We start from the raw sequence: 23,171 nt of genomic DNA, 5'->3' as shown, positions 1-23,171 counted from the left end.
CGGTCCATCTCAGGAATTCGCGTCAACTGAATGAAATGGTGGCCGGGGCTTACCCGGCCAACCCATCGCCTTTTTGACTATTCCGCTTCCGCGGTCAGCGCCTTGGCCTTGGCCACCCAGGCGTCCGCGCGGCTCGGCAGACCGACTTCTTCGCCGATCGTGTGCGCGGTGTCGTGGTCGAGCTCGGCGAGCTGCCAGTAGTGGAAGATGCCGAGGTCGTTGAACTTCTTCTCGATCGCACCCGACACGCCCGGGAGCTTCTTGAGGTCGTCGGCGGTGCCGCGCGGACCTGCAAGGCCCTGGAAGCCGCTCGAGGAAGCAGCCGGCAGCTCTTCGGCGAGCGGACGGGTCGAGGCACCGATGTCGATACCCGAATCGCCCTGGGCGCGCGAGATGCCGTCGATCGCAGCGCGCGCGATCAGGTCGCAATAGAGCGCGATCGCACGGCCGGCGTCGTCATTGCCCGGCACCACATAGGTGATGCCCTTGGGGTCCGAATTGGTGTCGACGATCGCGGCGACCGGGATGTTGAGCCGCTGGGCTTCCTGGATCGCGATGTCTTCCTTGTTAGTGTCGATCACGAAGATCAGGTCGGGCAGACCGCCCATGTCCTTGATGCCGCCGAGCGAGCGGTCGAGCTTGTCGCGCTCGCGCTGAAGCGTCAGGCGCTCCTTCTTGGTGTAGGAGCTGGCGTCGCCGCCGGAGAGCACGTCATCGAGATGACGCAGGCGCTTGATCGAGGCCGAGATCGTCTTCCAGTTGGTCAGCGTGCCGCCGAGCCAGCGCGAATTGACGAAGTACTGGGCGCAGCGCTTGGCTGCGTCCGCAACACCGTCCTGAGCCTGGCGCTTGGTGCCGACGAACAGGATGCGGCCGCCCTTGGCGACGGTGTCGCTAACGGCCTGAAGGGCCGTGTGCAGCATCGGCACGGTCTGGGCGAGGTCGACGATGTGGATGTTGTTGCGGGCGCCGAAAATGAACGGAGCCATTTTCGGATTCCAGCGGTGAGACTGGTGACCAAAGTGCACGCCAGCTTCGAGCAGCTGACGCATGGTGAAATCGGGTAGCGCCATCGTTCTAATTCTCCGGTTGGTTCCTCCGGAAACGTGTGAGCAAAATGGAGCGTTCTCGCCCCGGTTGCCACCGGACGGCCTTGTGAGCCATGTTTCCGTGTGAGATGGCGCGCTATATAGCGCCATTTCGGCCAGAAGCAAGGAAATAAGGGCCTTTCGGGGGCAGTTTTCGCCCGCGAGAGGCCCCCTTCCCTGGAGAGCCGGCCTTCCCCTAGCACCTCGGCTGGTTCGGCGGGCACTTCTTTGCCGCCGGGGCCGCGGGATGCGGCGGAGGCGCCGCCGGACGTGGCGGAGGTGGCGGCGCGACGGCCATGCGCGGCGGCGGCGGAGGCGCCGCCGGACGTGGCGGAGGTGGCGGCGCGACGGCCATGCGCGGCGGCGGCGCAGGCGCCGGCCGGGCAACCGGCGGCGGCGGCGCGGGCCGCGCCATTGGCGGCGGCGCGGGCCGGGCCATCGGTGGCGGCGCAGGCCGGGCCATCGGCGGTGGCGCCGGCCGCGCGACTGCAGCCGGCGGAGCCGGTCGTGGCGGCGGAGGCGCAGCCATCCTTGGCGGCGGGGCCGACACGCGCGGCGGAGGTGGCGGCGTAGGCCGCGCCACGGCCTGGGGTCGCGGGGGTGGTGCGGACGGTCTAGCCGCCTGCGGCGGGGTCGGCTGCAGATGCGGCGGCCTAATCTGCTCGCGTGCGGCCGAAGGCGGCGGCGCAATGGGTCTTCCGGCGACACCCGCAGGCGTGCCGGGCGCGCCAGGCCCCGGTGGCGGCGAACCAGCTGGCTCGCGGGTTGCGGACTTGGCGCGATCGGCAGGCCCGCCCCCGGGCGGTGGTGTCTGGGCCACCGGCGGCTTTGGCGGCTGGCCAGGCGCAACGGCCGGGCTTGCCGGAGTCGGCGCCGCGGTCGCCGGAGCGGCGGCCGTTGGCGCTCCGGGATGAGCCGGCGGCGCTGTGCCGGGAGCAGCAGTCGTCGGCGCTCCCGGATGGGTTGGCGGCGGCGCGCCGGGTGCGGTCGCCGTCGGCGGCACCGGCCTTCCACCCGGCAGAGGCCCTGCCCCTGCGGGCGGTGCCGGCGGGCCGCCCTGGGCACCAGGAACCGGCAGCGTGTTGGCCTGAGGCACCCTGGTCTGTGGCGCAACGAGTGGCGCTGCGGTCGGCGCGACATTGGCCGGCGTCGCCGAAGGCCGGCCGGGCCTTGCCATCGGTTGGATGGTCGCACTCGGTGGCATCGGCGCCTTGCCCTGCTGGATCAGGGCGGCGCGCTGGACGACGGCCTGCGGCACCGCCGGACCGGCCGGGTTGGCACGTCCGGCGACGGCTGGCGCCAGATTGGCCGATCCGTTCCCTGCGCCTGCTCCCGCGAGCGGTGCCGGCGGCCGGTTGATCACGGTGTTGATGACCGTGGTGTTGTGGATGTTCTGGTAGATGATGTTGTTCGGCGGCGGTGCGACGTAGACCGGCGGCCTGACGAACACCGGGATCGGCACGAACACGGGCTGCGGCAGCACGAACAGGCCGACCACGGGGAGTGGGGGCGGCAGCACGACGAAATCCGGCGGCGGCGGCGGCAAATAGTAGACCGGCGGCGGTGGCGGCGGCGCGAAGCCGAAATCAGGATCGCTGAAATACAGCACGGGACGATCGACATAGACCACCTCCTCCGGCGGCGGTGGCGGCACGTCGTAGTCGATCATCGCAAAGCTCGGCGGCGGCTCGGCCGGCGCGGTGAGGATCGCAAGGCGGCGGCGCGCATCCGCCGCATGCGGTCCACGCGGATAGCGGCGCAGATACGACCAATAGGCCTCCGGCGTGTCGGTCCGGTAGGTCCGCCGCCAGGTGATCGCCTCGCGGCGCGCCGCCACGATCGCCATCACGCGCTTCGACATCGGATCATCCGGATAGGCCGAGAGAAATTCCTCATAGGCCGGCAGCGTGTCGCGCTCGAGCGCGGCGGCATAGGCATCCTGCACGCCGAGATCGCGGATCGGCTTGTTGCGGATCGCAGCAACCTGGTCGGGCGCGGCATCCGGCGGCGGCGCATCGGGCCCGCGCTCGAAGAACGAGAACGGGGCGGCGATCTTCTGCTCGTTCCAGGGCACTTGCGCGCCCTTGGAGGCCTCGTTGACGCGCAGGCGGACGCGGTCGAACACCTCGGGCAGCGGCAGGCCGCCGGTGCGGATCATCTCGGCGAGCGACTGCGCATAGATGCCGTAGGGCCCCGGCTCCTCCGGCGCCACCGTGCCGGGCGCCGCGTTGAAGGCGATCAGCATGTTCGTCTCGGGCTCGACCAGCGCCAGCCCGCTCGCGATCGGCTGGCCGCCCTCCACGAAGGGCTGCGCGCGGGCCGCGTCGAGCACGATGATGTTGGCCTTGAGCGGAATGGCCGCAAGCTGGCGAACATAGTCGCTGACGCGCAGGGCCTCGGTCGGAATGTCGGTGTCGCGGGTGATGTTGGAATCGACCGGGATGAAATAGTTCTCGCCGGCAAGCTGCACGCCATAGCCGGCCAGATAGATCATCGCGACGGTGCCCGGGCCGGACGCCTGCGCCTTCTGGATGAAATCGCGAAAGCTCTTGCGCAGCGTGTCGCCGTCGAGATCGCGTGCGCCGACAACGTCGAAGCCCGCCGCCTGCAGCGTCTGGGCGATCAGCCCGGCATCGTTCGCGGTCGTCGCCAGCGGCGACTTGGCATAGGCGCCGTTGCCGACCACGAGCGCGATGCGCTTTTCCTGCTGCTGCGCACGCGCCGGATCTGGCGCGCCCGCGACAAGAGCCACGACCGGCAGGAGAAGGCAGATGAAGACTCTGAGCGTCCCACGCATGGCTTGCTTGCCCGCTTTTGTTGTCGAGGTGCCACCGCGCATCAAACGCGTAGCCAGCTGAATGGCGCTTGAACGAGAAGCTGAGATTGAGGCGGAGGAATGGCCGGCCGCGCCGGCCATTAGCTACACGGACCGCAAGGTGCGACAAGGCCCGGTCCTCGTTCAGCCCTGCGCGATCAGCTCGACTGTTCCCGTCGTGAGGCGGTAGATGCCGCCGGCGACCTTCAGCTTGCCCTGCTCCACGGCCGCATTGAGAATCGGCGCGGCCGACTTCAGCTTGGCGATGTTGTCGATCACGTTCTGCCGGATCGCCTTGTTGAGCACGTCCCCACCCTGCTGCATCGCAGCCTTGGCGGCGGGCGCGATCGCATCGACCAGCGAAGGGATGTGTCCCGGCGGCGACTTGTCGTCCTTGATCGCTTTCAGCGTCGCATCGACCGCGCCGCAGGCATCATGGCCGAGCACGAGGATCAGCGGCGTATTGAGCACGGCGACCGCATATTCCATGCTGGCGATGGTCTCGGTACCGGCAAAGTTTCCGGCCACGCGGCAGACGAACAGATCGCCGCGGCCGCTGTCGAAGGCATACTCCGGCGCGATGCGTGAGTCCGCACAGCTCAACACGGCTGCGAACGGATTCTGCCCGCCGGCCAGCGCCTCGCGCTCGTGCTTGAAATCGTGGCGCCGTGACACGCCGGCGACGTAGCGCGCATTGCCCTCCATCAGCCGCTTCAACGCCGCGTCTGGCGACAGCACGTTCTGCGGTTTGGGCGGAGCCTTGGTCTCCTTGGCGAGCGCACGACCGGCGAACCCAAGGCTAAGGACGGAGCCGACAGACAGCATGGTGGATCGCCGCGAAAGCATCGTCGGACGTAGCAGGTCAGGACTGCAGTCTTCACACATTCTGTCCTCCAGCCTTGGTCCTAAAGCGGCAGCCGTCCCATGTGGATCAGACGATAGAGATACCACATCAGCACCGATTGATCGCACGGGGAAAACGCGCGTTCCAGCACGCCATCAACAACCGAGATAACGCTACTCAAGCAGGCGAAGCTCGGCAATCGTCTTGCGGGCTGCATCTTCCTCCAAAGGAAAGAAATCGAGCGGTCCAGGATCGGGTTATTGCGGCGCCGACGAGCAGCCCTGCCACACCGCCCGCGGCTGCCATTCCGCCGAGGACTTTCGACCTGTCGCTTGGTCGCGCCAGGAAGAAATAGGTGCGGCCGGCCTGCGTAGAAAAGTCTCGCTGGCTGACGCCCGGAAACATCGCTGCGGTGGCCGAGAGCTGATGTTGGCCTGGAGGACGATCGAGATAAATGTACGTTCCGGTCTTGAGGTCGGCCATTGGACCGCCGTCCAGTTTGACGTCCCAGCCCGCATCGGTGATGCCACCGTAGCCCTTCTCGCGCAACACGACGATCCGTGACCGAGTCCCGCCCGGTGGCCCGATCTTTTGCGTCATTGCGGAGTAGTCCAACCTCTCTCTCGCAGTCTCACAGCCCCCAACCAAATAGCGATCAACAGCGCAAAAGCACCACGCCAAAACATCCTTACCTCACGCCCCCAATTCAGCCGCTTGAGAGCATATCGAACGACACGGTATAGTTGCAATCGACTTATGCAGACCGGTTGTCAGAATTCATAGCTGCTGCACGTCCACCACGCCCGCGACCGCCTTGATCGCACCGGCGATCTGCGGCGAAACCTTGAAGCGCCCGGGCAGCTTCATCTCCACCTCGGTCTCGAGGTCGAGCATCATCACCAGCGAGACCTCGCCATCGCCATTGGATCGCGGCGCGATGCCGGGACTGCCGACCTTTGGCGCGCCTCCGTTCGACGCGGCCATGTCGGGGCCGGCGAGACGCTTGGCGATGGACTCGAGCGGCTTGGTGTCACGCAGGAAGATGCGCAGGCCCTTCTGCGTCTTGGCGGCGGCGTCATCCAGCGGCTCGGCATGCAGCACGCGGGCGCGAACGTCCTCGCCCTGGAGCTCGGCCCCGAGCTGGAGCAGCACGGCGGCGCCAGGCTCCAGCACGTCGCGATATTGCGCAAGGCCTTCGGAGAACAGCACCGCCTCGAAATGGCCCGTGGGATCGGAGAGACCCATGATGCCCATCTTGTTGCCGGTCTTGGTGCGCCGCTCCATGCGCGAGACCACGGTCGCCGCGACCTTGCCGGCGGTGGCACCGGTCTTCACCGCGCGCGAGAACTCCGCCCAGCTCTGCACCCGCAGCCGCTTTAGCACGGTCGCGTAATCGTCGAGCGGATGTCCCGACAGGAAGAAGCCGATCGCGTCGTATTCGCGGCGCAGCCGCTCGGCCGGCAGCCAGGGTTCGATCTGCGGCAGCATGATCGTCGGCGCATCTGCCGAGCTGCCGAACATGTCGTTCTGGCCGATGGTCTCGGCCTGATGCGCGCGCTGGCAGGCGGCCAGAATCGAATCCGCTCCGGCGAAGACGCGCGCCCGGTTCGGCTCCAGCGTGTCGAAGGCGCCGGCAGCGGCAAGGCTTTCGATGATGCGCTTGTTGATCGCGCGCGGATTGACCCGCGCGGCGAAATCGGCGAGCGAGGTGAACAATCCCCGCTTGTTGCGCTCCTCGATGATCTGGTCGATCGCCTGAATGCCGACGCCCTTCAGCGCTGCGAGCGCATAGTAGATCGTCTTCTCGCCGACCTCGAAGGTCGCGCCCGAGCGATTGATGTTCGGCGGCTCGACCTTGATGCCGAGGCGCTGCGCCTCGGATCGGAATTCGGAAAGCTTGTCGGTATTGTTGAGATCGAGCGTCATGGACGCTGCGATGAACTCCACCGGATAATGCGCCTTCATGTAGGCGGTGTGATAGGACACCAGCGCATAGGCTGCCGCGTGGCTCTTGTTGAAACCGTAATCGGCGAACTTGGCCAGCAGCTCGAAGATGGTCTCGGCCTGCCCCTTCGGCACACCGTTCTTGACAGCGCCCGCGACGAAGATGTCGCGCTGCTTGTCCATCTCGGCGCGGATCTTCTTGCCCATGGCGCGGCGGAGCAGGTCGGCATCGCCGAGCGAATAGCCCGACATCACCTGCGCGATCTGCATCACCTGTTCCTGGTAGATGATGACGCCGAACGTCTCTTTCAGGATCGGCTCCAGCACGGGATGCAGATATTCCGGCTCCTCGTCGCCGTGCTTGCGCGAGCAATAGGTCGGGATGTTCGCCATCGGGCCCGGGCGATACAACGCCACCAGCGCGATGATGTCCTCGAAACGGTCGGGGCGCATGTCGACCAGCGCGCGCCGCATGCCCTGGCTTTCAACCTGGAACACGCCGACCACCTCGCCGCGCGCCAGCATCTGGTAGCTTTCCGCATCGTCGATCGGCAGCGTGGCGAGATCGACATGGATGTCGCGCGGCTTGAGCAGCTTGCACGCAACGTCGAGCACGGTCAGCGTCTTCAGGCCGAGGAAGTCGAATTTGACGAGGCCCGCCGGCTCGACCCATTTCATGTTGAACTGGGTCACCGGCATGTCCGACTTGGGATCGCGGTACATCGGCACGAGTTCGCTCAAGGGGCGATCGCCGATCACGATGCCGGCCGCGTGCGTCGAGGCGTGGCGCGTCAGGCCCTCGAGGCGTTGCGCGATGTCGAAGGCGCGCGCCACCACCGGATCTTCGTCGCGGAACGCCTGCAGCTTAGGCTCGCTCTCGATCGCAGCCGCCAGCGTCACCGGCGCGGCCGGGTTCTGCGGCACGAGTTTCGTGAGCTTGTCGACCTGGCCATAGGGCATCTGCAGCACGCGGCCGACGTCGCGCAGCACGCCGCGCGCCTGCAGCGTACCGAAGGTGATGATCTGCGCGACCTGGTCGCGGCCGTAGCGCTCCTGGACGTACTTGATCACCTCGCCGCGGCGGTCCTGGCAGAAGTCGATGTCGAAATCCGGCATCGAGACGCGCTCGGGATTCAGGAAGCGCTCGAACAGCAGGCCGAACTTGATCGGATCGAGATCGGTGATGGTCAGCGCCCACGCCACCAGCGAACCTGCACCGGAGCCGCGGCCCGGCCCGACCGGAATGCCTTGCGACTTCGCCCATTTGATGAAGTCCGACACGATCAGGAAGTAGCCGGCGTATTTCATGCGCATGATGACGTCGAGTTCGAACGCCAGGCGCTTGTTGTAGTCTTCTTCGCTCGTACCCTGCGACAGGCCGTGGACGCGCAGGCGGTTGGCGAGCCCCTCCTCCGCCTGGCGCTTCAACTCGGCGGCCTCGACCGCGGCCGCATCCGAGCTCGATGCGGCACCGACCGTGAAGAACGGCAGAATCGGCTTGCGCGTCATCGGGCGGAACGAGCAGCGCTCGGCGATCTCCACCGTCGAGGCCAACGCCTCCGGAATGTCGGCGAACAGCACCGCCATCTCGGCGCGGGTCTTGAAGCGGTGATCGGGGGTGAGCTGCTCGCGCTCGGTCTCGGCGATCAGGCGGCCGCCGGCGATGCAGAGCAGCGCGTCATGTGCCTCGTAATCGTCGGTCGACGCGAAATACGGCTCGTTGGTCGCGACCAGCGGCAGGCCCTTGGCGTAGGCGATGTCGATCAGGCCGCTCTCGATGCGCCGCTCCTTGTCGGTGTTGTGGCGCTGCAGTTCGATATACAGGCGGTCGCCGAACAGGCTGGCGAGACGCTCGCAGCGCAACGCCGCAATTTCGGCCTGCCCGGCGGCAAGCGCCAGCGAGACCGGTCCGTCCGGACCGCCGGTGAGCGCGATCAGGCCCTCGGTCTCGCCTTCGAGCCAGTCGAACTTGATGTGGGAGGCATGGGTGTCGGGCGTCTCCAGGAACGCACGCGAATTCAGCCGCATCAGGCTGCGATAACCGCGCTCTTGCGCCGCCAGAAGCACCACACGCGATGGCAGAAGCGCATTGCGCGCATTCGGGTCCTGGTCGCCGAAGTCGATCGCGAGCTCACAGCCGACGATCGGCTGGATGCCGGAACCCGCCATCTTGTCTGAGAACTCCAGCGCACCGAACATGTTGTCGGTGTCGGTCAGCGCCAAGGCCGGCTGGTGGTCCTTCTTCGCAAGCTCGGCGAGCTTGGCGATCTTGATCGAGCCCTTGAGCAGCGAATAGGCCGAGTGAACATGAAGGTGGACAAATCCGGCGCTCGGCATGGTCGCGTGACGGCCTCTTGCAGATGAGATGGAGCGGTCGCCGGCGCCAAGGGATGATCAGGGCATCCTGCACCCGCCATCCACCTACCTTCGCCGACTCGCCCTGCAATGGTGGGGGCTCACCGCTTCAGAGTCCACGCCGGAGCGGCCGCTTCGCCGCGTCGTCCCGCTTTTCCCCAAGGGGCCACGAGACGGCCCCGAGAAGCTTCAATCGGGTTCCTGACCACCGGATTACAAAATCGCTGGTCTAGAGCTGCGGAATCACCTGCGCCCAGATTGCGATCATTCCGACGAACAGCGAGATCGAGGCGAGGGCGGCGGCTTCTTCCACGAAAATCTTGAACATGGCTTGCTCCATCACAAGAACGTATGCAGAACATTGTTCTCATTTCGTTCCCGGGAGTCAAGCGATCTCGGCACCCTCAAAGCTGAATGGTTAACTCGCTGAATTCACGAAACAAAAAAGCCCCGGCCGATGGCCGGGGCTTTCGACGACCGCTTCTCTCAAAGCGACTGCCTTAGTAGCGGCCGATCATCGGGCCGCCGAACTTGTAGTTCAGGCGGACGAGGCCCATGTCGACGTCCTGGCTGACGTGGACCGGCAGAACACCGAGGACGCCGGTCAGATTCCGGTCTTGGCCACCCAGGAAGATATGGTCGTACTCGACGCCAACCGACCAGTTCGGAGCGAAGCCGAACTCGAGGCCTGCGCCGACGGTGCCGCCCCAACGGGTGTCGCTGGCCGAGGCAACCGACACGCCGGCGAGAGAGGCGTCGTACTTGGTGCCGACCACAGCCGCGCCGCCCTTCACGTAGACCAGCACGTTGTTCCAGGCGTAGCCGACCTGGCCGGTGATCAGACCGAACGAATCGATCTTGGTGTTGTTGGTGAGGCCGGAGATCGCGCCGACATGGCTGCCGGAGAAGTCGGCCCAGTTGCCCTGACCTTCCACGCCGAACACCCACTGTCCGGACTGCCAGCGATAGCCGATCTGACCACCGACCGTGCCGCCGGTCGCATCGTGCGAACCATCACGACCGAAGCCGACGATGTCCCAGTCCGCGTGCGCCGAACCGCCACCGCCGTTGAGACCGATGTAGAAGCCGCTCCAGTCATAGATCGCAGCGACCATCGCAGGCGCCTTGGTGTAAGGCCGCGCCGCGAGATCAGCAGCCACCGCCGGCGCAGCCGCGCTGAGCGCGACAAGGCTGACAGCGGCAAGCAACAAATTCTTGTTCATTTGATTCCCGTTCCAGTTTCTTCAGTAGGCCCCCGGGCCGTGTCTTCGTCATAACAGCCGTCGACGGAATTGCTGTAACCTCGACGCAACAGTCGGTCCCAAAGGGCCGCGCTTCATTAATGAAGATTTAGCAGAGCGCGCTGGAAACCCTTTGAAACAAGTGTTTGCAGTAGTTCCAATGTCGACGACACGACATATGCTGCATGCGCGCGTAACGTGGTCGCGCGCACATTCGCGTGATTGAAGAGTAGAGTTGTGCACGCGATTGATCTCCCCATAGTCGCCACATTTTCGCTCGCATTCGCCACATTCGCACTCGGCTAAACAGGGGTTCCAGACGCGCGCAATTCGGCACGCATCATCGATTCGGCATGACTAGCTCGGGCTGAGCATTGGAAGGTTCGATACTTGCGCACAGTGTCTGGCGAGCACGTCGAGCCGCGCGGATCTGCATCGCCGCCGCTAGGTGTTGACGCGGGCTGATCCGGGTTTAAGTAGACGGACAAATCTTGCAGGGATGGCGACGTTCGCTGGGCTGGTTCCCGTTGACGCCACCAATGCAGGACACATGACGACCTCGCATCAAGCGACCTCGCCACGCGCGAATTCACCCGCAACCTCGGCACCCCCTCACCTCGCCATCGTCCTCGTCTCGCTCGCGATGGGCGGCTTTGCGATCGGAACCACCGAATTCGCATCGATGAGCCTGCTGCCATTTTTCGCCGCCGATCTCGGCATCGACGAGCCGACCGCGGGCCACGCGATCAGCGCCTATGCCCTCGGCGTCGTGCTGGGCGCACCGCTGATCGCCGTGCTAGGCGCGCGCTTCGCCCGGCGCACGCAGCTGTTGGTGCTGATGGCCGTGTTTGCGCTCGGCAATGCGCTCACCGCGTTGGCACCCAGCTACGGCTCGATGATCGCGGCCCGCTTTCTCTCCGGATTGCCGCATGGCGCCTATTTCGGTATCGCTGCGCTGGTCGCAGCCTCGCTCGTTCCTCAACATCGCCGCTCGCAAGCGGTCGGTCAGGTGATGCTCGGCCTGACCTCTGCCACCATCATCGGCGTTCCGCTGGCCAATCTGATTGGGCAGGCGGTCGGCTGGCGCGCGAGCTTCGCCCTCGTGTCGGTGCTGGCGTTGCTCACGGTGCTGCTCTGCGCCCTGTTCGCGCCGCGCGATCGGGCCGGCAGGTCCGATCCGTTGCGGGAACTCGGGGCGCTGAGAAGCGGCCGGGTCTGGATCACGCTCGCGATCGGCGCCATCGGCTTCGGCGGCATGTTCGCCGTCTACACCTATCTGGCGACGACGCTGATCGAGGTCACCAAGGTCAGCCCCGCGGTCATTCCGTTCTTTCTGGCCGTGTTCGGCATCGGCGCCACGCTCGGCAATCTGTTCGTGCCACGCTTCGCCGACCGCGCCTTGATGCCGACGGCGGGCGTGATCCTGCTGTTCGCCGCAGTCGCACTCCTGGTGTTTCCGCTTGCCGCCGGCAATCCCTGGCTCCTGGCGGTCGACGTGTTCGCGATCGGCGCCAGCGTCTCGCTCGGCGCCATCCTGCAGACGCGGCTCATGGACGTGGCGGGAGAAGCGCAGGCACTCGCTGCCGCACTGAACCATTCGGCATTCAACACCGCCAATGCGCTCGGCCCGTTCCTGGGAGGAATTGCCATTCGCGAGGGGCTGGGCTGGACCTCCACCGGTCCCGTCGGCGCCGCGCTGGCGCTGCTCGGCTTCCTGATCTGGATCGTCGCCTGGGGCGACGCCGGACCCGCGCCGATCGAGGTCACCTTAAGCGGCGACGCTGCTGCGCCGAAGAACGCTCCCGCAAGGCCGGCGCCGCCGCTGGCGCCGGATCATCGCAGCCGTTCGAATACTGCCAGGGATCCGGTCGCGTAGAGCTGCATCGAGTTAGCTTTGCCAGGGCGTGTTGCGGATACGCGCACACGCGTTTGGCTTGCGGAAGTTGGGATCATGATCCTCGATGTAGTCGAAGTTGACCGTCCCAAAAGTTGTCTGCGGCTTCTTCAGGGCTGAGCAGGTCTGCACCTTCAAGAATTCGTTCTTGAAGTCGCCGCGCGGAAACGCAGTGATCACCTGGTCGCGCTGCTCCGGCGTGTAATCGTCAAAACCAACACCCACGACATCCACCAAAACGCCTGCGTTGGTGAGTGCGATTTCCGGCCTCATGAATTGGGGAATGCCGGGCGTGGTGTGCAGCGCGATCGCTTCCCACACCAGATCGGCTTGCGGTTCGGCAATGCCGCGCGCCCGAAGAAAATCGCGTGCGGCGTCGGCGCCGTCGACCTCAAATCGCCTGGTCTCCGTGTGGTAGTGATCGACGAGGCCGAGATCGTGAAACAGCGCCGCGACATAAAGCAGCTCGGAATCGAACTTCAGCTTCTGACGCAGCCCTTTCATCGCGCCGAACGCGTAGACGCGGACCGAATGGTTGAACAACATCTCGTCTTCGTAACTGCGCACCAGTTCGGCGGCTTCGCGCGCCAGTTGGCTGTCGGGAATCTTGACGCCGGAGATCACGCTCGTCATTTTCAGGCTCCTGCTTTGCATCTGTTCGGCTGATGCCGTTCGCAATCAGGCGGCCTTTTCGATGGCGGCCTGCGGCGTGTTCCGGAAGCTGATCGACATCCGATTGTACGCATTCATCAGGCCGATTGCGATCGTGAGATCGACGAGCTCGCGCTCGCTGAAGACCGCGCGCGCGGCTTGATAGGCGTCATCAGGCACACCGGTCTCGGCGACGCGGGTCACCGTCTCAGCCCAGGCGAGGGCCGCGCGCTCGCGCGCGTCGAAGAGGTTTCCGGCCTCGGCCCATGCCTGCAGCAGCGCGAGCTTTTCGGTCTTCACGCCGCTCTTGAGCAAGTCGCGCGTATGCATGTCGAGGCAGTAGGCGCAGTTGTTGATCTGCGAGACGCGGAGATAGACGAGGTTGACCAGCGTCGCAGGCAGTCCACTCTGCATGACGTAGCCGTAGACACCACCCAGTGCCTTCGCGCCTGCCGGTGCGATGTGGTTGTAATCGAGGCGCTTGCTCATGTGCTTCTCCTTGATGATCGGGGGCGGAGCGCTCCCCTTTGCCCCCTTAGCTGTCCCTGACATGGTCCATAAAAAAGGACCAAGAATGCACAAATTTCGTGTACCAAAGCAGCATGACCAAACCGCTGCGCCTGGAGCTCGACCGTTCCGCGAAGACGCCGCTGGCGGAGCAGATCCACAAGGGGATCAGGGCCGCCATTCAAAGCGGCGTGCTCGCCCCGGGCGCCCGCCTGCCGTCCTGGCAGGACCTTGCAGCTCAGCTGGGCGTCGCGCGCGGCACTGTGCGGTCGGCCTACGAAAAGCTCTCATCCGCCCAACTGATCGTCGCCGCCCGCGCCACAGGCACGCGTGTCGCGGACCGGCCGTCCTTTCCCGTTCGCCGGGACAAGGCCCCGGCCCCCGGCTCGTTCATGGAGATGTACCAGGAGCTCACCGCCGGGCCGGCAATCTTCCAGATGGGCGTACCGGCACGGGAGACCTTTCCAGCCACGCTGCTCGCGCGCGTGCGCGCGCAGGCGGTTCGCATTGAGGTCAGCGCGCCGGCGATCTACCCGGACCCACGTGGGGAGCTGGAGCTGCGACGCGAGATCGCGGCCTACCTTGCGTTGGCGCGCGGGATCGAATGCTCCCCGTCCCAGATCATCATCACCGGCGGCTTCAGCGGCGGCCTCGGCCTGGCGCTCCGTGTCCTCGGTCTCGAACAAAAGAAAGTCTGGGTTGAGGACCCAGGCTTTCCCTTCACCCGGCACGGCCTCGAGCTTGCGCGATTGTCAATCGCGCCGGTCCCAGTCGACGCTGATGGCATCGATGTCGACTACGGCCTGAAACATGCGCCCAATGCGGCACTGGCTGTCGTGACGCCAGGCCAGCAGGCACCGCTCGGATCGACATTGTCGCTGGCAAGACGCTCACGCCTGCTCGACTGGGCGGCGCAAAGCAACGCGTGGGTGATCGAGGACGACTACCTGAGCGAGCTTCAGCTCAAGGGCCGGGCGACACCTGCGCTGGCCTCGCTCGACCGCGCCGGGCGCGTCATTCACATCGGCTCTTTCAGCAAGACCGTGACCCCTGCCCTGCGGCTGGGCTTTGTCGTTGCACCGGCCGCTCTGGCGTCCCGATTTGCCGAAGCTGCGGCATGCCTCGCGCCCGCGCCCGGGCCCGCGGTGCAGCTCGCGACGGCCGATTTCATGCGCGACGGCCATTATCTCCGACATCTTCGACGCACGAAACGGGTCTACGCAGCGCAGGGCGAGGCATTGCTGAAATACCTTCGTGCACGCACCGAGAACGTTGCGATTGCCGGATTGGCAGCGGTGCTGCGATTGCCGGAGGGAGCAGCCGATCTTGCCATCGCCAGGGAAGCAGCATCGCTCGGACTGGCGCCTACGCCGCTATCGCTCTGGTATGCGTCGAAGGCTTCGGCGCGCCCAGGACTGTTGCTGGGCATCGCGACGTCTCCGCTCAAGAGGATCGAAGCGTCCTGCGACCGGCTCCTTGAGATCATCGACCGTGCGACGTGATCCGGCTCTGAACGCTCTTCCGAAAAGCGCGGCATCGCGCATGTGAAGGCGGCTTGCAAACGAGAGCGCGCGTAACAGATTTTCGTCTACTGCCAGGGTGGCGTGCTCAACGACGGCGCGATCTCGATCGCACCCGCCTCGCCGCGCAGCGCCATGTCGTCACAGAACGACAGGACTACTCCAAAGCACGATTTGGCTCGCGCGCCGTGCGCCAACTATCCCATGCCGAGGTCTCGATCGCCCGCCGGGCTCGAACGTGGGATCGCCGGCCCGGCTGTTGGCCAAATAAGCACGTGCCGACACGCCACCGCAAGTTGTGATCGCATCGATCATCGTATAGCGTCAGTCCAGGCTCCTCGCGCGTAGTCGATCGTTGCATGCTCGTCCGAACCTTGTTCCTCCTGGGCTTGCTGTTGCTTCCCGGCGCACTCCATGCAGAAGCAACCCGGGTCGAGAAAGCCGGATTTGCCTCCAGGCTGACGATCTATCTCGCCAAGGGACCGCCCGACGCATGCGGACCGGGCTGCGACCGCTGGATCGCCATCGAGGGCGAGATCGATGGGGACGCTGCGCCGCGCATTCGCCGCTTCCTCGCCGGCGTCAAGGACACCCAGCGTCCGATCTATCTCCATTCGCCTGGCGGAAACGTGGAGCAGTCCTATGTGATCGCGCGGTTGCTGCGCAGCCGCAAGGCGATTGCTCGGGTCGGCAGGACGATCGCGACGGCCTGCGCGGCGGGCACACAGGTCGATGCCGCGTGCTTGAAGCTCAAGAACGCAGGTGGCGAGGTCGAGGCCGAGCTCACCACCTACCGTGCGATGTGCAACTCGGCCTGCGGTTACCTGTTTCTTGGCGCGACATCACGCGAGGTCGCCCCCGACGCCGCGCTGGCGGTCCATAACTCCAGACTGGTCCTCCTCCTTCACGGACATCCGGCTCCCGAGGCGGTCGCCGAATACAGACAGCGCCGGATATTGTCGGCCGATCGCGATCGCGCCGCCTTCATCGCGGCGATGGGGATCAGCCGCGAGCTCGATGCTCTCATCCGGACAGTGAAGTTCGAAGACCTGCATGTGCTGACGCGGTCCGAGCTCTATCGTTTCGGCATCGACACGCGACCGCTCGCCGAGACCACGTGGACGCTGGAGAAGGAGGCCCGGCCGTTCATCCGCAAGATCGCGACGATGAAGAAGGAGAACGGCTCGTCGTTCCGCACGATGGAGTGGCGCCTGTCCTGCGAGAGCAGCAAGCGCGTGCCGCTGACGTTCGCGGGCGAGATCGACGAGACGGTCATCGGCAAGAGCATGATCATGATGACGGCGGACGCCGACAAGGACGAGGAGGCCGGAGGATTTTCGCTGCGGGTCGGCAAGTATGAAGTCTGGCGCGGCAGCATCGACTCCGACATGGTCAAGGCGATACTGGCCTCCCGCTCGCTGCATGTGCGTGAAATCATCTCGATGCCGGACGACAAGACGGACATCACGAGGTTCGACATCGATCTGACGGGCCTGGCGCCGGTGTGGACGCAGCTTAAATCATCCTGCGCCCTGTCGACGCGCGGCCCGATAAGCTCCTGGCCGGCGATTCCTCGGCAGGCGGCTCCCTGGCAGGCAAGCCATTGGCCCACGAGCCCCTGGACAGCATCTCCCCCGCCGACCGTCAGCACGACGCCTTCGAACGCTCCGTCGCCGTAAGCGCAGGACCGCAGCAAACGTCGCGGTGGGCCAATAGGTTAGATTCGCGTTAGCCGGTGCCGATCCCGACGACAGACGGCCGGTTGACGCAGGACTGTCCGGGCTGGCGATCGTCGATTGATCTCCTGCACACCGAGACCGGGACGAGGATCGACCTCACGCAATGCCGCCTGAGGACGTTGCTCGATGCCGAGCCGCGTGGGCGCGGCGCGTCGGACGTCAGAGTTTGGGTGGCGCGCCTTCATGGCGGCAGAAGAGCGGTGGCCGTATCGATTGCGTCGCTGAGCTCCGGAGACCGCATGAAAAGAAAGCGCGAGGTCACCGGTATTTCAGCGTCATCCCTGCCGTCCTGGCCGATCAGAATCAATCCGGCCCCGCCATTTGCCACGTTGAGAATTGCCTGCTCTCCGCTCCACGTCTTGATTGGCTTCATTCCCACGATGAGAAATTCACCCATGGGCTGATCGAAATATTGAAGGCGCAATTGCGGACCGACCTCCGCTGCCACAAGTTCAAAGCCGAGTTGCCGGGCCCGCGTGTAGATGACAGCCAGAGGCACGCGGTCGGTGTCAAAGCCAAGCTCGACCGCGGATACCATCACCAGCTCCACCATCGTCCTGCTGGAAGTGATGGTGAAGGCCGGTCGAGCCAGAACTTCCGCAGCCAGCCCGCCGATGCTGCAACCCACCGCATCCAATGCGTTGCGCAGCGCCATGGAGTTGGCAAAGGTGCCGACCGCAATCGTCTTCCATGTCGGAACGTCGCGGGCGGACCTGATCAGCTTTTGCGGCAAACCAGCTGGACGAACTTTTCCGAGCTTCAGTTGGTTCTGTAAGACGTCGCGAGCCGAGCATTGTCCCCACGCCCTAAGCGTGGACTGAAACAAGGAAGCCGCGCAGAGCAGTACAACAATCAGGCAATGGTTGCCCCGCCCTGCGTTCGGACGGCGCACTGGATGCGCTTGGTTTGTCAGCATTGACATGTCGACGATCGACTTATTGCAAAGTTCGACCGAAAGAACCCGCCTCCGAGTCAATGGGAAGAACGGAGGCCAATGAAAAGCATTGTCCGACCGAGCTCAAAAGGGGGGCCGGAGGCGGGGCGCATTGGCTCAAGTATTCCAATTTCAAAATGAACGGGCGGTAGTCCGTAAGCCCGATCGCCCGCCGCATCAGACCGAAACCGGAATGACGTGGCTGAAGCGTAGCACCACGAGTCCGTCGGTTCAATTTTCAGCTACGCCCGCCAGCGGGCATTGCGGCCGCTCGGCCACGAGGCTGCCGGTGACGATCCGAACCCATCCGCCGAGAAGACGCAGAGTTGCTTCCGCTTGCGAAGTCTGAACCAGGATCAAGCCGCCGAAGACGAACTTTCATCGAGATCGAACGGGAGGTTCGCTCCTCAAACGTTGCTCGATACATGCCTCTTGGAGAGTTTACACAACTATGGAGGTATCCCATGCCGATCGTTCAATTTGCTCGCTTCAAGACCGACAAGACCGAGGAAATGGTCCAGATTATCAAGCGGGGGAAGAAAATCTTTGAGAAACATGGCGCCGAATTTCTTCGCCTCTCCCGTTTCCACACCGGTGCGTGGGCAGGAGAATTGCTGGTCACGACGCGCTACGCCAATTGGGAAGTTTACGGCAAAGTGCAGGAGGCCGTGGCAAAAGACCCGGAGTTTGCGCAGGTGCAGGCTGAGGGAATGAAGATTGCCCAACTGCAGGGCCGAAACATCGCCGTTAGCATCGATCTCTAGTCGAGGCGCCGCTCCGCAAACAACGCGAAGGCCGCTGGACCTATGCCGGCGGCCTTCCCAATCTGCGCAGCGCGCGGGCCAGCGAGTCGATGGTCTTGGCCTTTGCGTTCCACGCCTTAGACCGGCGTATAAATCACCAGCTTCAGCGACGGATCGTCATTGGCCTGGAAGCTGGTGTGCTCGAACCGGAGCAGGCCCTTGGTCGGATGGTTCATGGTCTTGAGGCCCGAAGCGGTGCTGCGGATCTCATGCGCCTCCCACCATTTGACGAATTCCGGACTGCCCTGGCGCAGCCGCATGAGCAATTCGGTGAAGGCGGGATCGCCGGCCCAGACGTCGTGCGTGGCACGGAACATCGCGACCATGCTCTTGGCGACGTCCGCCCAGCCCGCGCCGTAGAATTTTCGCGTCTGCTTGTTCGTCAACACCAGGAGCAGCGTATTGCGATCCTGCTCCGGCAACTGACCGACACCGAGAACCCCACCGGACTCATTTCGGACGGCGAATGATCGAAGCATACTCGATAAGCGAACGAGCCCCAACGAACCCCTATGGTCTAGCGATCGTATGACAGCTTTATGCAGAGCCGACACATATCGCTGGCTTCTCAACCGTGCGCAGCTACTGCAATTCGGGGGCTACCTCAGTTCGTCTTGACGAACTTGTACGTCCCCTTCGTCTGGCCAATGACGCGACTGAAACCAATGCGATATATGGGCGCGAAATGGCCATCGCTAATCCCCTCCAAACGATGATGCAGAGAACTATTGAAACAGAGCGGGCGATGCCGTGAGCTGGGCAAGAAAATGGGCGTTTAAACATCGCTCGCTCTTCTTGAACTACTTCGATGCCTGTTGCGCCTGAGGCGGCGGCGGCTTCGGGACCGACGTGAGCATGCGTATCTTCCATTGCCCATTCTCGCGAACATCGCTCGTGCAACGTCCGCTGCGCCGCTGACTGCGGCGCAGTCGCGATTACCACCCGTCGTCTGAGTTGGCCAAAACCTGACGTGGAGGATTCGCCTCGCGATATGTTAGGCGGACAGTGGTTCGACAATACCCCCGCGCGACCACAACCGCCGACGAGATTACTCTCTGACGGATGAAACTTCCTCGGGAGGAGCGGCCCTTACTTAAGCCGCAAACTTTGTCGCCGGGTATTCGAACAAGCGAGATAGACTTGTGAGGGCTCGGAGATAAGCCGGCAGTGGTTTACTCCGGCGGCCGCAACCCGGGCGATCGAAGCTACTTGCTCATCTGCCAAAGCTTGCCTGGATGCTCACGCAGTTCGGCGACAATCCGCTGGCGCTCGCACGCCGTCCTTACCGTCGACGTTAGGTCTAGGAGCAGTTACGCGCTAATGCGGCGCCTCGGCTTTCAAAGCAGCAATGCGAGCCGAAGATGAACTCGGATAATGCCACCAAGATTTGCCAACTCTCCCTGACGGCCGTCATCCACGGCAGACCCGGACCTTTGCCACTCTGATCTGAGCGCGATGCAACAATCACTCGTCGAGAGTGATGTGAGGCTCGTTCGCGCCGAAACGCTGGGCGAACTCACGGTGCTGCCGCTTCGTGGCGGTTTGCGATTCCCCAAGAGACTGCAGAAGATTCCTGAACGAAAACTGCCACTTTATTGATGAAGTTTCAAGATGTACGTTTTGTTGTGCTTGTTGCAACCCATGAGGGATCGAAGCCTGTTTGCGACAATCCTTCTTCCATGGAACTGGCTGCATGACTGCGACAGTGGAGGGACAACCTCTCAGCGGCTTTGCGGAAGCTGAGCGTCGTCAGGTGACGGTAGTGTTCGTAGACCTAGTGGGATCAACTCGCTTGGCGGAAACACTCGATCCGGAAGATGTTGGTGATCTCATTGTCGCCTTTCGGCGGGCGGCGACGGCAGCGATCGAAGCGCATGGCGGTTTCGTGGCTCGCTATCTTGGGGACGGCATTCTGGCCTATTGGGGGTACCCGAAGGCGAACGAGCAGGATCCCAGACGAGCCGTATCCGGCGGTCTTGCAGTCGTCGCCGCAATCGGCGAGGTCAACCGAACGTTGCCGATTGGCGGTGCGCAGCTCAGCGTCCGTGTGGGGATTGATTCTGGCATTGTCGTGGTGGGCAAAATTGGTACTCCAGGCGCAAGCGCTACCGCCGATATAGTGGGCGGAGCACCAAACGTCGCCGCCCGAGTACAGCAGCTCGCCCATCCCAACACCGTCTTTGTAACCGAAACGGTACGCCAGCTTGTGCATTGGCAATTCGAGTTCGCTGCGGGTGCGTCCGTTGAGCTGAAGGGTGTCGCCGCTCCAGTTTGGGTCCATCAGGTAACCGCCGAGCGTAAGGGCTCGGAGCGAACACGGAGTACACGTTCTGGGCGGATCTACAACCGAGAGATCGAGCGGAGTCTCCTCGATCAGTGTTGGCACGGTGTTTTGGCAGGTCGAGGCCACACAGTTCTCATTAGCGGTGAACCAGGGATTGGCAAGACCACATTGGCCGATTATTTCCGGCAGACTGTTGTGGTCAGCGGCGGTACTTGCCTCTACAGCACGTGCGCCCCCGAAGGCACTCACTCTCCGTTATTGCCGATTCGCGATCTAATGCGACAGGCGATTGGAATTACGCTACTCGACGATGCTGTAGCAACACGGTTTAAGCTGGCCGCGTCGCAGGTCAATGCTGACGCAAGTGAAATATTGAGCAAGTTGCTCGCGCAGGGCGCTTCGGAATTGCAGCCCTTAGAATTGGGATTTCATGCCCCTACTACTACCGAAGCCAAAGAGCAGATCTTCACCATCATAGCGGATTGGATGCTGGAGCATTCTCGCAGCACGCCCCAGGCGTTAATTATCGAGGACCTACAGTGGGCTGATTCCTCGACGCTGGAGGTTCTCGACCGAATAATGGGTCGCGTTGCGTCGACCCGCTCGTGTGTATTGCTGACTTGGCGAACCGGCTTCCAGACTACGTGGATCGATCGCGCCGATGTAACTCGGCTTTCCGTGATGCGTCTCAAAGATGAGACCGTGCAGGCCCTTGTAGCAGGCATGGTCGGCGACAAAGCGATGGAGATGCAGGTCCAGCACGCCATTGTTGCGAGAGCCGAAGGCAATCCGCTGTTCGCCGAGGAGCTCGTTCTTCTAGCCGGCCAGCGGCCAGTCGCGACCGCACCAAGCGACATGCTCACCTTGCCATCTTCACTCAACGACTCGTTATCAGCGCGCCTTGATAGCCTAGGAGACCTGAAGCCGATAGCTCAGATCGCTGCCGTGATTGGTCGCGAATTCGATGAACAGGTACTTGCGCGTGTACTAGACGTTTCGCGTGCCGATCTCGCACCAATGCTCGAAACACTGGTAGCGTCCGGCCTCGTTGTCGACTTAGGCGCTGGGCTTCAGGCAAGCCACAGCTTCAAGCACGCCCTCGTCCGCGAAGTCGGGTATAATAGTCTGCTTAAAGTGCGCCGCCGCGCCATCCATGCCAAGATCGCCGCCGTCCTTGTCGACGAATTTCCACAGACTGCTGACGCACATCCCGAACTCATTGCGCAGCATTACGAACGAGCGTCAATGTTTGACGAGGCACTGATCTGGTGGAGTAAGGCGGGAGTTCAAGCGGCTCGGCGATCGGCGACTAGGGAGTCTATTTTGTCCCTCGAACGCGCCCGCACACTATTTGGCTGCTTGCCGGATGATGAGGCGCGAGCTTGTCAGAAAGCAGAACTGCTTAATCTGCTTGGTGTACAATACATTGCAGCTCACGGTTACGCTTCGCCGTTGGTTGAACAATCTTTTCGAGAAGCAGCCGGAATTCTCGAGACTCGCCAAGAGGCGCCATCCGACCAGTTGTTCACCGCTTTTTGGGGGTTACATACGCATGCTATGGTGCGGTCAAACGTTCCGGTCGCCATCGAGATTGGCGGCCGCATCCTCAAGTTCGCCGATGTAGAATGCGACTCTGACAAGATACTGCAGGCGCATCGCCTGCAAGGACTTGCTCGATTGCTCATGGGAGAACACCGTCAAGCAGCTAACCATTATGAGGAGGTCCTTAGACGTTACGATTCGCTCCATCATGAGAGCCATCGATTCCGATATGGCGCTGATCCGGCAGCCTTGGCGCTGGCGCAGCTCGCATGGAGCGAGTGGATCGGTGGACATATAGCACAATCGGAACGCCACAGCTTGGAGAGCGTTGCCCAGGCGCAGAAACTCGAACATCCTCACTCAATCGTTTACGCCTGCGGCGTCAATGCGTTGCGTCTGCTTACTGCACGGGAATTTGCGCGGAGTGCCCAGATTGCAGATGAGGCTTACAGCTTGGCAAAGAAACACGGCTTTATTTACTGGATCGCATGGTGCGAAGTGATTCTTGCCGCACTTCAGCGTGCAGTAAATCCCGATCGTGCACGGGCCTTGCTTGCTGCAGCTAAGGCTAAATATCAGAGTACGGGAGCCCGTCAGATAATTCCCTATGCTCATGCGCTTGAAGCGGAGTGTTGCCTCGATCTCGACCGCGTGGCGGAGGCGTCGACCGTACTGAACGAGGCCCTCGGGCTTGTGGAGGAAACCGGCGTGAGAATTTACCAAGCGGAGCTTCTTCGCTTGCGCGCATGCGTGAGCTTTCGGCTAGGCGACCCGAGCGCCAAGGGATACATCGAAGCGTCACTCAATATTGCTCGGGAACAAGCAGCAGGGTCTTTCGTGTTGCGGAGTCTAATCACATGGCTTGAAAACGCGACCGAAGTGAGGGTGCACAGCGAGTTGCGCCGTAACATCATAAATGCACTTCTTGGGATGGCAGGGCAGCCGGAAACCGTAGATATGCGCCAGGCTCAAGGGCTCATTGTATGATGCTCTTGTGTTTGATGACTTTC

Annotated in this window: 15 protein-coding genes and 1 pseudogene; 6 read left to right on the top strand and 10 right to left on the bottom strand. The window is 63.4% G+C overall.

The annotated features are described in order from the left end of the window. Positions 1–77: 77 nt before the first annotated feature. From NLM27_RS11615 to NLM27_RS11590, 6 genes are all read right to left on the bottom strand, one after another. Entirely contained in the window at positions 78–1,073 is a 996-nt protein-coding gene (locus NLM27_RS11615; protein WP_254143422.1) for a 30S ribosomal protein S2, read from the bottom strand. Positions 1,074–1,284: 211 nt separating this feature from the next. Beyond that, positions 1,285–3,885: a caspase family protein gene (locus tag NLM27_RS11610; protein WP_254143421.1), complete on the bottom strand. Its 2,601-nt coding sequence runs from the start codon at positions 3,883–3,885 to the stop codon at positions 1,285–1,287. 162 nt (positions 3,886–4,047) lie between these two features. After that, on the bottom strand, positions 4,048–4,788 hold the full coding sequence (locus tag NLM27_RS11605; protein WP_375142243.1) for a carbonic anhydrase: 741 nt from the start codon (positions 4,786–4,788) through the stop codon (positions 4,048–4,050). A 136-nt stretch (positions 4,789–4,924) separates the two neighbouring features. Further along, positions 4,925–5,347: a DUF2846 domain-containing protein gene (locus NLM27_RS11600; RefSeq protein WP_254143419.1), complete on the bottom strand. Its 423-nt coding sequence runs from the start codon at positions 5,345–5,347 to the stop codon at positions 4,925–4,927. Positions 5,348–5,524: 177 nt separating this feature from the next. Continuing rightward, positions 5,525–9,028 carry a DNA polymerase III subunit alpha gene (dnaE, locus tag NLM27_RS11595; RefSeq protein WP_254143418.1) on the bottom strand — a complete coding sequence of 1,168 codons (3,504 nt, stop codon included), beginning with the start codon at positions 9,026–9,028 and terminating at the stop codon, positions 5,525–5,527. A 518-nt stretch (positions 9,029–9,546) separates the two neighbouring features. After that, a complete protein-coding gene (locus NLM27_RS11590) occupies positions 9,547–10,269 on the bottom strand; it encodes an outer membrane protein (protein ID WP_254143417.1) in 723 nt (240 codons plus the stop codon). A gap of 568 nt (positions 10,270–10,837) precedes the next feature. On the opposite strand from NLM27_RS11590, the gene NLM27_RS11585 reads away from it, so the two are divergent. Continuing rightward, positions 10,838–12,163, top strand: coding sequence for an MFS transporter (locus NLM27_RS11585; protein WP_254143416.1), 1,326 nt, complete (start codon positions 10,838–10,840; stop codon positions 12,161–12,163). A 12-nt stretch (positions 12,164–12,175) separates the two neighbouring features. On the opposite strand, the gene NLM27_RS11580 is transcribed toward NLM27_RS11585, so the two are convergent. Both NLM27_RS11580 and NLM27_RS11575 read right to left on the bottom strand, forming a co-directional pair. Continuing rightward, positions 12,176–12,814 (bottom strand): HD domain-containing protein, encoded by a 639-nt coding sequence (locus NLM27_RS11580; protein ID WP_254143415.1) that lies wholly within the window; start codon positions 12,812–12,814, stop codon positions 12,176–12,178. 45 nt (positions 12,815–12,859) lie between these two features. After that, positions 12,860–13,321: a carboxymuconolactone decarboxylase family protein gene (locus NLM27_RS11575; protein ID WP_254143414.1), complete on the bottom strand. Its 462-nt coding sequence runs from the start codon at positions 13,319–13,321 to the stop codon at positions 12,860–12,862. Between the two features lie 113 nt (positions 13,322–13,434). Between NLM27_RS11575 and NLM27_RS11570 the strand changes: the two genes are divergently transcribed. The 3 genes and pseudogenes from NLM27_RS11570 to NLM27_RS11560 form a co-directional block, all read left to right on the top strand. Further along, a complete protein-coding gene (locus NLM27_RS11570) occupies positions 13,435–14,841 on the top strand; it encodes a PLP-dependent aminotransferase family protein (RefSeq protein WP_254143413.1) in 1,407 nt (468 codons plus the stop codon). 377 nt (positions 14,842–15,218) lie between these two features. After that, on the top strand, positions 15,219–16,538 hold the full coding sequence (locus NLM27_RS11565; protein ID WP_254143412.1) for a hypothetical protein: 1,320 nt from the start codon (positions 15,219–15,221) through the stop codon (positions 16,536–16,538). A gap of 53 nt (positions 16,539–16,591) precedes the next feature. Beyond that, positions 16,592–16,764: pseudogene (locus NLM27_RS11560) on the top strand (aminoglycoside phosphotransferase); the annotation flags it as partial. 15 nt (positions 16,765–16,779) lie between these two features. On the opposite strand, the gene NLM27_RS11555 reads toward NLM27_RS11560, so the two are convergent. After that, complete coding sequence (locus NLM27_RS11555; RefSeq protein WP_254148802.1) at positions 16,780–17,514, bottom strand: hypothetical protein; 735 nt, start codon at positions 17,512–17,514, stop codon at positions 16,780–16,782. A 482-nt stretch (positions 17,515–17,996) separates the two neighbouring features. On the opposite strand from NLM27_RS11555, the gene NLM27_RS11550 reads away from it, so the two are divergent. Beyond that, positions 17,997–18,296, top strand: coding sequence for a hypothetical protein (locus tag NLM27_RS11550; RefSeq protein ID WP_254143411.1), 300 nt, complete (start codon positions 17,997–17,999; stop codon positions 18,294–18,296). Positions 18,297–18,412: 116 nt separating this feature from the next. On the opposite strand, the gene NLM27_RS11545 is transcribed toward NLM27_RS11550, so the two are convergent. Then, entirely contained in the window at positions 18,413–18,757 is a 345-nt protein-coding gene (locus tag NLM27_RS11545) for a hypothetical protein (RefSeq protein ID WP_254143410.1), read from the bottom strand. A gap of 1,271 nt (positions 18,758–20,028) precedes the next feature. Between NLM27_RS11545 and NLM27_RS11540 the strand changes: the two genes are divergently transcribed. After that, a complete protein-coding gene (locus NLM27_RS11540) occupies positions 20,029–23,148 on the top strand; it encodes an adenylate/guanylate cyclase domain-containing protein (protein WP_254143409.1) in 3,120 nt (1,039 codons plus the stop codon). Positions 23,149–23,171: the final 23 nt, after the last annotated feature.

This window comes from Bradyrhizobium sp. CCGB12, assembly GCF_024199845.1.
Taxonomy (GTDB): domain Bacteria; phylum Pseudomonadota; class Alphaproteobacteria; order Rhizobiales; family Xanthobacteraceae; genus Bradyrhizobium.
Note: the sequence above shows the minus strand (reverse complement) of the source record. Positions and strands in the feature narration are given on the sequence as shown.